11 protein-coding genes are annotated in these 12,385 nt (G+C 63.5%); 4 read left to right on the forward strand and 7 right to left on the reverse strand.

Annotated features, from left to right (window positions below; translation table 11 throughout):
• Together SINAR_RS0124125 and SINAR_RS1000000135745 are read right to left on the reverse strand one after the other, a co-directional pair.
• Positions 1-1,905, reverse strand: a complete 1,905-nt coding sequence (locus SINAR_RS0124125; protein WP_028001464.1) for a TPR end-of-group domain-containing protein — start codon at positions 1,903-1,905, stop codon at positions 1-3.
• A 148-nt stretch (positions 1,906-2,053) separates the two neighbouring features.
• The gene (locus tag SINAR_RS1000000135745) at positions 2,054-2,209 is read right to left on the reverse strand and encodes a hypothetical protein (RefSeq protein ID WP_084617614.1); all 156 of its coding nucleotides are present in this window, start codon (positions 2,207-2,209) and stop codon (positions 2,054-2,056) included.
• Positions 2,210-2,390: 181 nt separating this feature from the next.
• On the opposite strand from SINAR_RS1000000135745, the gene SINAR_RS0124135 reads away from it, so the two are divergent.
• The 3 genes from SINAR_RS0124135 (at position 2,391) to rcdA (ending at position 4,745) form a co-directional block, all read left to right on the forward strand.
• A complete protein-coding gene (locus SINAR_RS0124135) occupies positions 2,391-3,692 on the forward strand; it encodes an MFS transporter (protein WP_028001465.1) in 1,302 nt (433 codons plus the stop codon).
• Positions 3,679-3,867: a DUF1192 domain-containing protein gene (locus tag SINAR_RS0124140; protein ID WP_028001466.1), complete on the forward strand. Its 189-nt coding sequence runs from the start codon at positions 3,679-3,681 to the stop codon at positions 3,865-3,867. The genes SINAR_RS0124135 and SINAR_RS0124140 overlap by 14 nt, the downstream gene beginning before the upstream one ends.
• A gap of 359 nt (positions 3,868-4,226) precedes the next feature.
• Positions 4,227-4,745: a protease adaptor protein RcdA gene (gene rcdA / locus SINAR_RS0124145; RefSeq protein WP_028001467.1), complete on the forward strand. Its 519-nt coding sequence runs from the start codon at positions 4,227-4,229 to the stop codon at positions 4,743-4,745.
• A gap of 214 nt (positions 4,746-4,959) precedes the next feature.
• Here rcdA and rpmE read toward each other — a convergent pair whose 3' ends face one another.
• Complete coding sequence (rpmE, locus tag SINAR_RS0124150) at positions 4,960-5,181, reverse strand: 50S ribosomal protein L31 (RefSeq protein ID WP_010970183.1); 222 nt, start codon at positions 5,179-5,181, stop codon at positions 4,960-4,962.
• A gap of 289 nt (positions 5,182-5,470) precedes the next feature.
• Between rpmE and SINAR_RS0124160 the strand changes: the two genes are divergently transcribed.
• Positions 5,471-7,273, forward strand: coding sequence for an ABC transporter transmembrane domain-containing protein (locus SINAR_RS0124160; protein ID WP_028001469.1), 1,803 nt, complete (start codon positions 5,471-5,473; stop codon positions 7,271-7,273).
• Between the two features lie 13 nt (positions 7,274-7,286).
• On the opposite strand, the gene SINAR_RS0124165 is transcribed toward SINAR_RS0124160, so the two are convergent.
• From SINAR_RS0124165 to SINAR_RS0124180, 4 genes are all read right to left on the reverse strand, one after another.
• On the reverse strand, positions 7,287-8,936 hold the full coding sequence (locus SINAR_RS0124165) for an FAD-binding dehydrogenase (protein ID WP_028001470.1): 1,650 nt from the start codon (positions 8,934-8,936) through the stop codon (positions 7,287-7,289).
• 175 nt (positions 8,937-9,111) lie between these two features.
• On the reverse strand, positions 9,112-10,140 hold the full coding sequence (locus tag SINAR_RS0124170) for a peptidoglycan -binding protein (RefSeq protein ID WP_028001471.1): 1,029 nt from the start codon (positions 10,138-10,140) through the stop codon (positions 9,112-9,114).
• 2 nt (positions 10,141-10,142) lie between these two features.
• A complete protein-coding gene (locus tag SINAR_RS0124175; RefSeq protein WP_028001472.1) occupies positions 10,143-11,249 on the reverse strand; it encodes a MotA/TolQ/ExbB proton channel family protein in 1,107 nt (368 codons plus the stop codon).
• A 267-nt stretch (positions 11,250-11,516) separates the two neighbouring features.
• Positions 11,517-12,317 (reverse strand): inositol monophosphatase family protein, encoded by an 801-nt coding sequence (locus tag SINAR_RS0124180; RefSeq protein ID WP_028001473.1) that lies wholly within the window; start codon positions 12,315-12,317, stop codon positions 11,517-11,519.
• Positions 12,318-12,385: the final 68 nt, after the last annotated feature.

Below are 12,385 nucleotides of genomic sequence, written 5' to 3' on the forward strand. Positions count from 1 at the left end.
TCAGCGCTTTCCGGCGGTGCAGTCTGTGAGCGCGTCGAGGAGGGCGCGGAAGCGGGGATCGTTGCGAACGGGGTCCAGGTCGGGGTCCTGGTTGAACCACAGGACATGATAGCTGGAACTCTGCGGCACCACGATCTCCAGCAGCTCCAGCGCGCGCTCGCCCTCGCCGAGCAACGAGTAGACGCAGGCTGCATTGTACTGCGCGACCACATCGTCCGGATCGATCGCCAGCGCGCGGGAAATCCATTCCTTCGCACGTTCGGCCTCGCCCACATGCGCGAGTGCCAATGCGCCGCGATGGGCCGGGCTGGCGTTCTCGGGGTTCCTCTCCAGGGCGCGTTGCGCTCTTTCGATGCCGATCCGCGCCCAGCGCTGCCGCTCGGTCTCGATACCCAGCGAGAGATAGCAACCCATCAAATGGATCGGCGAAAAATAATCGTCCGACCGGATTTCGGCCGCGCGCTCGAAGAATGTGATCGCTTCCTGAAAACGACCCTGCGCGAACAGGAAGCGCCCGTAATATAGATTCGCCTCGTAGAGCGACGAATCCAGCGCCAGAGCCTGGCGGAACTCACGACTCGCCTCCTCCGTTTGCCCGTCGTGGTTCAATGCGAGCCCGCGCGAGGCATGCGCTTCCGCCAGGTTCGGATCAAGCGCGAGCGCCCTGGCGCTCATGTCGAGGATGCTCTCCAGCGGAAACTCCTTTTCGTGCCAGTCCCTAATCGCACATTCGCACTCGGCGATGCCGGCATAGGCACGCGCATAGTTCGGATCGAGTTCGACGGCCTTCAGGAACATCCGGCGTGCAAGCAGCAGGTAGGGCCGGGTCCAGGTACGGGAGAACTGCCGGCCCCGGAGATAGTAGGTGTAGGCCTCGACGGAAGTCGTCGGGTCGCTTTCGATCGCCCTCTTCTCCTCCGGCAAGAGCTTTATCTTGAGCTGGTCGACGATCGCGTGCGTGATCTCGTCCTGGATCGCAAAGATATCCGTCAGGTCGCGGTCGTAGCGGTCGGCCCAAAGATGCCCGCCGGTCTGCGCGTCGATCAGCTGGCCGGTGATGCGCACGCGCTTGCCCGCCTTTCGCACGCTGCCTTCGAGGATAAAGCGGACGCCGAGCTCGTGGGCGATCTGCTTCACCTTCATGGCCCTGCCCTTGTAAGTGAAGACGGTGTTGCGCGCGACGACATGCAGGCGCGCGATCTTCGAAAGGTCGGTAATAATGTCCTCGGTGATGCCGTCAGAGAAATATTCCTGCTCGGGATCGAGACTCATATTCGTAAATGGCAGGACGGCGATCGACAGTTCATAGCCGCGATCCACGACGCCGGGCGGTTCCGCCCGCTTGACCGCCGAATTGTCGCCGAGAGACACCGTGTAGACGCGGATGGTCGATGCGATGTTCTTCAGGCTGTATTCGCCCTTGTCGATGAAGCCGACATCCAGTCGCGACCCGACATGGTCGCGCACCGACGCCGAAACCGCGATGCCGGAGGGATCGGCCAAACCCTCGAGCCGCGCGGCGACATTGACGCCGTCGCCGAAGATGTCCCCGTCTTCGACGATCACGTCGCCGAGATGAATGCCGATCCTGAGCTCGATGCGCCTGTTCCTCGGCTGGTCTTCGTTGGAGGCGAGCATGCCGCGCTGGATCGCGGCTGCACAGGCGACCGCATTCACCACGCTCGAGAACTCGACGAGCATGCTGTCTCCCGCCAGCTTGACGATTCGGCCCTTGTGATCGGCGATCTTCGGCTCCAGCAACTCGCGGCGATGCCGCTTCAGTGCCGCGAGCGTACCGGCCTCATCCGCTCCCATGAGGCGGCTGTAGCCCACGACATCGGCTGCGAGAATGGCAGTGAGACGACGTTCCAACAGAGCCTCGATTTTCATCTTGTGGCCAAGCACGGTAATTTAACCTTTTCCTGTCGTCATGTCGTGCAGAGACTCGGGGTCCATGGCCGCAACAATAGCGCGGCCCTTTCCCGGGATGCTGTTTCGCAAGGAACGCCGAAGTTGCCGGGGATCGATATCTCGCGCGGCGCCGCGCCGAGCTTCAAGGACGCAAAAGCACGGTGGCCATCATCACGACGATGGCGAAGACGGCAATCTTCCAGAAATCGCGGCGCTGCCTGAGGCCCGGACAGCCGAGCGGCTTTATGAGCTGGACGCACATGGCCAACAGAAGGAGAAGCGTCAGTGCCTTTGACATTCGCTCATTTCCGGGAAGATCCGCCGCAATGGGAGCGACGTCATACGGACGTCACTTTTCGTCGCATAGAGGGCTATTGTTTTCGCCGTCGATTTGCAATGACCGGTGGCATGGATTTCCTTCGGCAGAGCGGCGGTCCTCGTCGTGGCATGCCGGAGGGTGAACGAATTCCTGGTGGACGATGAGAAATAACCTGCTTCCCGTTGCCGCGCTGCTGCTCGGTACACTGTTTCTCTTCCTTGGAAACGGTCTGCAGGGCCTGCTCCTGCCGGTGCGCGGCACGGCGGAAGGATATCCGACCACCATCCTCGGCCTGCTCGGTACGCTCTGGGCCACCGGTTTCGTGCTCGGCTGCTTCTTCGCGCCCAATGTCGTCAAGCGCATCGGGCATGTGCGCGCCTTCAGCGTGTTCACGGCTCTGATCGCGATCGTCTCCCTGTTGACGGGCATTCTGATCGACCCGATCTGGTGGCTGGCGCTCCGTGCGGTCACAGGTTTCTCCACCGCCGGGACCTCGATGATCATCGAAAGCTGGCTGAACGAGCGCGCCACCAATGAGAGCCGCGGCGTGATCTTCTCGCTCTACATCGCCATCACCCTTTTCGGTGTCGTCGGCGGCCAGATGATGATTCCCTTCGGCGAGACGTCGACGACCCTCTTCTTCATGATCTGCGGCATTCTCTATTGCGTGGCGATGCTGCCGACGCTGTTGTCCAGGGCCGCTTCGCCGCAGCCGCTGAAACAGGTCCGTCTCGACCTGCGCGGCCTCTACCGCAATTCGCCGGTCTCCTTTCTCGGTATCCTGCTCATCGGTATCGCCAACGGCGCGTTCGGCACGCTCGGCGCGGTCTTCGGCCGCCAGGCCGGGCTGTCGGACAGCACCGTAGCGACGATGATGAGTGTGGCGATCTTCTCGGGCGCCGCCATGCAACTGCCGGCCGGCCGCATCTCCGACCGTATCGACCGCCGCTATGTGCTTGCGGCTCTCGCCGGTGTCGGCGCTCTCGCAGGCCTCCTGATCTTTCTCGTCGAGCCCGGTCAGGTCTGGATCGTTCTGACGCTGATCGCGATCTACGGCGCAGCCGCCAATGCGCTCTACCCGATCGCAGTTTCCCACGCCAACGACTTCGCCACACCCGAGGACTTCGTGAAGGTTTCGGGCGGGCTCCTGCTGCTCTACGGCATCGGCACAATCATCGGTCCGACGATCGGCGGGCCGATAATGACCGCCAGCGGCCCCTATGGCCTCTTCATGATCACGGCCTGTGCGCATATGCTCATCACTGCCTACGCAATCGTCCGCAGCCGCCGGCGCGCACCGGTACCCGCGGCCGAGCGTGAAAACTTCTCGCCGGTCAATGCCGGCACGGCGACGACGCCGGAGAGTCTGCAGCTCTCGCCGCGTGCGGCTCCGCTGGAGGAACCGCCGGACGAAGGCGCCGACGACCCCCAAGAGGAGGAGAGATCGAATGAGCCTGTTTGACGAGGACCAACCGAAAAAGAAGATCGAGCACGAGATCGGCAGCGATCTTTCGCTGCTCTCCGTGGACGAGCTTGGCGCACGCATCGCGCTTTTGACGGAGGAGATCGCAAGGCTGGAAGCGGAACGGAACCGCAAGTCGGCAAGCCGTTCGGCCGCCGAAAACCTTTTCCGTTGAAGCACGGAAAGTCTGGGAGGTTGAACCCATCGGAATGCCTGTGGCTTAACCGCATATTAAGCATTTTCTGCGATTATCGGATCATCCGGTTCCTTCCGGACTCAGACAATTTCACCGACTGGCGAATGGGTCTGATTTTTCTCCCTGTTTTACCTTGAGAGCCGCTCCGCGCGGCTCTTTTTTTGCTTTGCGACAGGCGGTCTCCAGAGAATTGTGGAGATTAACCCTTTCTTAAGAATGCTCTTGCGCGGAATGCGGTATGGGATCATTCTTCGAGCATGGAGGGGCCTCAGGAAACTTTTCCCAGAGCCGCCCGTCCGCCTGACAGTCGTGATGCGTTGGAACCAGGGAATACAGGCATGTCCGATAGAGGATTGAATACCGTCAGTTTCGCCGGTCACGCTGCGTCATCGGCGCAGTTCAAGGCACTCTATGCTGAAGGAATGGGCCTGGTCGAGGAAACGGCAAGCTATCTCGATGGCCCCGGCCGCACTGCCGCCAAGGTGCTGCCGCGCATGGCGTCCGTTCTCTATGCTGCCGAGTCGATGCGCCTCACCACTCGGCTGATGCAGATGGCCTCGTGGCTCCTGCTGCAGCGTGCCGTCAACAATGGCGAGATGAGCCGCGAGCAGGTCCTGTCGGAAAAAAGCAAGGTGCGTCTCGACAGCTTCAACGTCGACCGCAACGCACCCGGCTGGAACGATCTGCCGGAGAGCTTCCGCGAGCTGATCGAGCGGTCGCTCAGGCTGCAGAACCGCGTCGCCCTGCTCGACCGCGAGATCTACCGGCCGCAGGAGGCAACGAGCTTCGTTCCGGACAACCAGAACGGCGTCAAGGCGCAGATCAAGCTGCTGCAGACCGCCTTCGGAGCGAACTGACCGGAGGCAACTTCACTGCCGCAGAATTCAAAGCCCGGCCATGCGCCGGGTTTTTCTGTCAGGCGAGCGCGGGAAAGGTTGCCTGGGACTTGACCCGAGGATCCATGCACGGGCCATCGAACCAGAACGGGGCACATAGCCGAAGGTGGCCCGCAGCAGCCAACAAAAAGCCCGGCAGGGCCGGGCTTCAGAAAAAACGCAGTAGCGCCTGATATCAGAGACCGAGGCCTTCGAAGCGCTTCTTGAACTTGGAAACGCGTCCGCCGCGATCGACGAGCTGCTGGTTGCCGCCGGTCCAGGCCGGATGCGACTTGGGGTCGATTTCCAGGTTCATGGTCGCACCTTCCGTACCCCAGGTCGAGCGGGTTTCGTATTCGGTGCCGTCGGTCATGACAACCTTGATCGTGTGGTAGTCGGGATGGATGTCTGCCTTCATAACAATCTTCCTAGAGTTCCAGGGTCCAATTGTCGCAAGGCATTGCGACTTTGGGACCGAACACGTAAATGAAGCCGCAGACCGCTCTTGGGCCGCGGCTTCCCAATTCGATGCCGTGCCTATACATGAAGGTCTGCGGGATAACAAGTGCCGCGCGGAAGACTTGTGATCTCTGCATGTTCATCGGATCGGCACGATCCGGGGCGGTAGCAGATCGCAGTCGCACAGCCATGCGCCTCCTCGGCGCGTGACGCTGTTGCACCCCGTGACAGGCGAACGGGGAGGCCACGTGCCAAGACAAGAAAAACAAGCGCCGGCGCGCAGATCCATCCGCCCGCTCGCCACCGTGCTGCCCTATCTCTCGCGCTACCGCGGCCTTGCGATCGGCGCTGCGATCTCCCTGACCGTTGCGGCTGTCACTACGCTGACATTGCCCATGGCCGTTCGCCGGATGATCGATCACGGCTTCTCCAATTCCGATTCCGGCTTCATCAATACCTATTTCTCAATGCTCATGGTGATAGCGGTGGTCCTCGCCCTGGCCAGCGCCGCCCGTTATTACTTCGTCATCTCGCTCGGCGAGCGCATTGTCGCCGATCTCAGGCGCGACGTCTTCGCCCGCGTCATGCAGCTTTCGGCCTCCTTCTTCGACGTCAATCAGTCCGGGGAGATCGTCTCGCGGCTCACGGCCGACACGACGCAGATCAAGTCGGCGGTGGGTGCGACGGCGTCGGTGGCGCTTCGTAACCTGATCCTCTGTCTCGGTGCGATGGGCATGATGGTCTACACGAGCCCGAAGCTCTCGAGCCTCGTGCTCGCCGCAATCCCGCTCATCGTCTTCCCCCTTGTCGGCTTCGGCCGCTCGGTACGCCGGCGCTCGCGCGAAGCGCAGGACATGCTCGCAGCCGCCTCCGCCTATGCCGGCGAAGCGATCGCCGCCACCCGCACGGTGCAGGCTTTCAATGGTGAGGAGAGCGCACGATTGCGGTTCGGCAACGCGGTTGAGGCGGCCTATCGCGCCGCTCGCGCTGCGACCAGGGCACGCTCGGTTCTGACCGCCTTTGCCATCACCATGATCTTCGGAAGCGTGGTTGCCGTGCTCTGGTTCGGTGCACGGGACGTCCTCGCGGGTTCGCTTTCAGCCGGCACGCTCGGTCAGTTCCTGCTCTATTCCGTATTCGCGGCAGGCAGCCTCGGCGCACTCTCGGAGGTCTGGGGCGAGCTCTCGCAGGCGGCAGGCGCCGCCGAGCGTCTGAACGAGCTGCTGAGCGAGGTACCGGAGATCAGGGCGCCCGATCACCCGGTCGCTATGCCCGTTCCTGCCGCAGGCGCGGTCGAGTTCGACGAGGTCCACTTTGCCTATCCCGCCCGTCCGGACTACAAGAGCCTCAGGGGCTTGAGTTTTTCGGTAAGGCCGGGCGAGACGGTCGCGATCGTCGGGCCGTCCGGCGCCGGCAAGAGCACCGTCTTCTCGATGCTGTTGCGCTACTACGACCCGGCAAAGGGCACCGTTCGCATCGACGGTACGGACGTGCGCACGGTCGACCCCGAGGACCTGCGCGAGCGGATTGCGATCGTGCCTCAGGACGTGACCATCTTCGCCACCTCGGTGCACGACAACATCGCCTTCGGCGTGCCGGACGCAAGCCGTGAAGCGGTCCGCGCCGCCGCTGTCGCGGCACAGGCCGAAGAGTTCATCGGAAGGCTGGAACATGGTTACGACACGCTGGTCGGCGAGCGCGGCGTGACCCTTTCCGGCGGCCAGCGCCAGCGCATCGCGATCGCACGCGCCATCCTCAAAAACGCTCCGATCCTTCTTCTCGACGAGGCAACCTCGGCGCTCGACGCGGAGAGCGAAACGCTGGTGCAAACGGCGCTCGACGGCCTGATGAAGGAGCGCACGACGCTCGTCATCGCCCATCGGCTCGCCACCGTGCTCAAGGCGGACCGCATCCTGGTGATGGAACATGGCCACATCGCCGAGGAAGGCACCCACGAGTCGCTGATCCGCCAAGGCGGGCTTTACGCAAAGCTTGCGCGGCTGCAGTTCGATCACGGCGCGGAAGCACTCTTCGTCGCTTCGCGAAGCTAGAACGGGATGAGCCTCAGCCTTCCGCGGCGGCGTTGCGCCCGGCGACACGGCCGGAAAAGATGCAGCCGCCGAGGAAGGTTCCTTCCAGCGCGTTGTAGCCGTGCATGCCGCCGCCGCCGAAGCCGGAGACTTCTCCCGCGGCATATAGGCCCCGCACCGGCTTGCCGGAAAGTTCCAGTACTTGGCCGGACAGATTGGTCTGCAGCCCGCCGAGTGTCTTGCGTGTGAGGATATGCAGGCGCACCGCAATCAAGGGACCGGCCCTGGCATCGAGAAGGCGATGCGGCCGCGCCGTTCTGAGCAACCGATCACCGCGATAAGAGCGCGCGCCGCGGATGGCGGTGACCTGCGCGTCCTTCGAGAAGGGATTGGCGATCTCGCGGTCACGCGCCTCGATCTGCTCTCTGATGTGAGAGGCCGAGAGCCGGTTTTCGCCCGTAAGGCCGTTCATTCCCTCGACGAGGTCCTCCAGGCGGTCGCGAACCACGAAGTCCTCGCCCTTTTCGATAAAGGCCTGCACTGGGGCTGGCGGATTTCGCCCGAGCCTCTTCAGCAGAAGCGCGACGCTCTTTCCGGTCAGATCCGGATTCTGCTCCGACCCGGACAGGGCAAACTCCTTCTTGATGATCGCTCGCGTCAGGATGAACCAGCTGTAGTCGTGGCCGCTGCGACGGATCGCCTGCAGAGTTGCGAGCGTGTCGAAGCCGGGCATCGCCGGAGCGGGGAAACGATTGCCGTCGGCATCGCACCAGAAAGACGACGGCCCCGGCAGGATGCGGATGCCATGATCCGGCCAGATCGGGTCGAAGTTCCTGAGACCTTCGGTATAATGCCACATGCGGTCGGCGTTGATCACCGAGCCACGCGCCCGGGCCGCAATCTCCAGCATTCTGCCGTCGACATGATGCGGCACGCCGCTGATCATCGCGGCCGGCGGGTGGCCGAGGCGTTTGCGCGGCCAGTTGCGGCGTACGAGTTCATGATTGCCGCCGATACCGCCGGACGTCACGATGACCGCACCCGCCGAGATCTCGAAGTCTCCGGCGACATCCCGTGAACTGCGCACGCCGCGATCCACCGGGTCGGCTTTGAGGATCGCGCCGCGCGCGCCCGTGACGGTGCCGTCGTTCGTCACGAGCTCATCGACCCGATGGCGGAAACGGAAGCGGACGAGGCCGCCGGCCTCGGCCTGCCGCACGAGCCGGATGAAGGGTTCGAGCACGGAAGGACCGGTACCCCAGGTGACGTGGAAGCGCGGGACCGAGTTGCCGTGGCCGTGAGCCAGCCCGCCGCCGCGTTCGGCCCAGCCGACGATCGGGAACCAGCGCATGCCGAGGGAGTGCAGCCAGCGCCGCTTCTCGCCGGCGGCGAAGTCGAGATAGGCCTCGGCCCACAGGCGCGGCCAATGATCCTCCGGGCGGTCGAATTGCGACGCCCCCATCCAGTCCTGCCGCGCCAGTTCGCGGCTGTCACGGATACCCATGCGCCGCTGCTCGGGGCTGTCTACGAAGAAAAGACCGCCGAGCGACCAGAATGCCTGGCCGCCGAGATTCTGTTCCCCTTCCTGATCGAGAACGATCACCTTCCGGCCGCGCGCCGCAGCCTCGGACGCCGCCACGAGCCCGGCGAGACCGGCACCGATGACCAGCACATCGCAATCCATGAAAGGCATCCCCCCTCGTGTCCCCCGATCGCTTTTGCCTTCGATGGCTTCATGGTCTCGGTGCGTCAGTGAAACACTGAAACGCTCCGGAGACGCAGGAACGCGAGCGGGAGCCACATGCACTTCCCGTCGATTGTTACGCGCACGTCAAGGTCAATTCAAGATTCGGGAGAACCTATTTCTCCGTGAGTTTGAGCTCGATGCGGCGGTTCTGCGCGCGGGCCTCCGGGCTTCCGCCAGGCGCAATGGGCTGGTATTCCCCGAAACCCGCCGCCACCAGCCGGTCGGCCGGAACGCCTTTAGAGATCAGGAATTTGACCACGGAAGTCGCACGAGCGGACGACAGTTCCCAATTGTCCCTGAAGCGTCCTGTACCCGACAGCTGAACATCGTCCGTGTGGCCGTCTACGCGCAGGACCCAGTTGATCTCTGCCGGGATTTCCTTGGCAAGGTCGAGAAGAGCTGTCGCGAGTTTCGTCATTTCGGCCTGCCCTTCGGGATTCAGGTCGCTGCCGCCCGATGGAAAGAGCACCTCCGACTGAAAGACGAAGCGGTCACCGACGATCCGGATGTTCTCCCGATCCGAAAGGATCTCCCTCAGGCGGCCGAAGAAGTCCGAACGGTAGCGGTTGAGCTCCTGGACGCGCTGCGCCAACGCGACGTTCAACCTGCGGCCGAGATCCGCGATCTTCGCTTGCGAGGCCTCGTCTTTCGCCTCCGATGCCTGGAGTGCTCCTTCGATGGCGGCGATCTGGCTGCGAAGCGCTGCGATCTGCTGGTTCAAAAGCTCGATCTGGCTCATGGCCCGGGCGCTGACCTGCCGCTCGTTCTCGAGCTCCGAGCCCAGCCGGCCGATCTTTTCATCGGCGACTTCCGCGTTTCCGGCGCCCCGGTCGAGCAGCGCCTGCAGGCGAGAGCGCTCCCCTTCGGATTGCGCAAGCGATGCCTGCAGGTTGGCGAGCGAGTCCTCGAGGTCCTGCTTGCCGCTCTTCTCGAGCGCCAGGAGCTGGGTGAGCTCGTTGATCTGACTGTTCAGCCGGCTCAAGACCTCGTCCTTGCCGCTGATCTCCCTTCCGAGCAGGAATTGTGCGGTCACGAAAACGCTGAGCAGGAACATGATCGCCATGAGCAGCGTCGTGAGCGCGTCGACGAAACCCGGCCAATAGTTGATCGCCCGCGGATCGCGGCGTCGGGATAGCGCCATGATCAATCCCCTCCGCTGTCTTCCATGCGGCTGAGCTTCGCCTGGGCCACGGGCTTCTCGCTTTGCACGGTAATCCGGTCGGCCTGACCGATACGCGCCGTCAACCGGTCGAGCGTCTTGCGCATCGCCTTGGCCTCCTCCTGCTGCGCTTCGATCCAGTCGCGCAGCATCTGCTGCTCGCCGCGCATGTTCTTGACGAGGCCCTGGATGCCTTCGGCGAGGCTTGCCATCGCCGCTGTGGTGCGCTGGTTCACGCCGCCGTCATGCGTCAGGCGGGTGAGCTGATCAGTGAGCCGCCGCAACTCCTCGACCGGAGCGCCGTCGGCCATGTCGCCCGGCGACGAGAAACCGGAGCCGACGTCGGTCACCGACGAAAGCCAATTCTCGAGCTCGGTATAGAAGCGGTTCTGGGCGCGCCCCGCCTGCAGATCGAGAAAGCCCACGATGAGCGAGCCGGAAAGACCGAAGAGCGAGGCGGAGAACGCAGTTCCCATCCCGGTGAGTGGCGCCGAAAGCCCGCTCTTGAGGGAACTCAGGAGATCGTCCGTGCTCCCGCTTCCCGCGTCCAGCGACTGGATCACGGTGTTGATGGAACCGATGGTGCCGAGCAGGCCCCAGAACGTGCCGAGCAGGCCGAGGAAAACGAGCAGGCCGGCGAGATAGCGGGTGATGTCACGCGACTCGTCGAGGCGCGCCGCGATGGAATCGAGAATGGACCGGAGCGCGGCCGTGGAGATTGCCGTCGTCTGGCGCCCCCCGATGAGCGCCCGCATCGGCGCAAGCAGCACCGGGTCGCGCCCGACTTTGTCGGCGCTGCCGGCGGCGCGGAAAGAGTTGAACCAGCGAACCTCCGGCCTCAAACTGAGGACGTGGTTGAACGCCAGCAGGATGCCGATCACGAGCACGCCCAGGATCAGCCCGTTGAGGCCGGGATTGCCGGCGAAGGCCTCGCTTGCCTGGCGGAAAAGGATCGCGGCGACGAAACCGACGATGATCAGGAAAAGGACCATCGTCCAGAAATAGGGCATCGGGCTCGAAAGCTTGTGCGGACCGTAGTCGTCCTCCACGTCTTCGCGATCGCGCCAGCCGGACAGATTCAGTTTCGCCATAAGTTCGCCAGTCTCCCGGTTTTGCGGCACGTTCCGCGCCTGTCCGACGAACAAGAGGGCGGCCGCAACACTCTGAATTGCGGCACCATTCCTGAATCGGCAACGATTCAAGGGCGGTGCTGCCGATGACCGCAGGCCATCCGTATCGGCCCGGAGACTAGTGGAAGTTTGCACCAAATTGAAGGGAAAACAAGAAGCGCGCTCCTGAAGCGCCTCGCATCTGGATCGAATTCATGCGGGGCGCTTCAGCTCATTGTTTTGCGGCTGTCACTTCGTCGGAATCGGGCGCTGGATCACTTCGCGCAGCGCTTTCGCGATATGCTCGTTGCCGCAGACGATCGAACCCGCTTCCAACGGCCTGCTGCCGCCTTCGGCATCGGTAACCCAGCCGCCGGCCTCGCGAATGAGCAAGGCGCCGGCGGCCATGTCCCAGGCGGCAAGATCCCGCTCCCAGAAACCGTCGAAGCGACCGGCCGCGACATAGGCAAGGTCGAGCGAGGCAGAGCCCATGCGGCGAATGCCCGCGACCTCACCCATAACATGGCGCAGTTCGACCAGATACTTGCCGTGATTGCCGCGGCCGAGATGCGGAGTGCCGGTTCCGATCACGGCATCGGAGAGAGCCTTGCGCGCACCTACGCGCAGGCGGCGGTCGTTCAGGAAGGCGCCGCCGCCGCGCTCGGCGGTGTAGAGCTCGTCCGTCGCGGGGTTGAAGACGACTGCGCCCACGATGTCGCCCTGGCGCTCCAGCGCGACCGAGATGGCGAAATGCGGAATGCCATGAAGGAAGTTGGTCGTTCCGTCGAGCGGATCGACGATCCAGCGGTGAGCGCCGTCCGTTCCCTTGACCTCCTCGCCCTCCTCGCCGAGGAAACCGTAGGTCGGGCGGGCCTTCATGAGCTCCTCGCGGATGATCCGCTCGGCCTTGCGGTCCGCCTGCGAAACGTAGTCGGCCGGTCCTTTCAAGGAAACCTGCAGGTTCTGTACTTCGCCGAAATCGCGCGCAAGCGACTTGCCGGCCTTGAAGACGGCCTGGACCATGACATTGAGAAGGGCAGAGCGGGCCATGCGGCGATTTCCTCTAGCGAAGGCCGGCCGAGATCGCTCGACCGGACATTGAACCTGTCTGACAGTCC

Origin of the sequence: Sinorhizobium arboris LMG 14919 (assembly GCF_000427465.1) — a bacterium.
GTDB classification, from domain to species: Bacteria; Pseudomonadota; Alphaproteobacteria; order Rhizobiales; family Rhizobiaceae; genus Sinorhizobium; species Sinorhizobium arboris.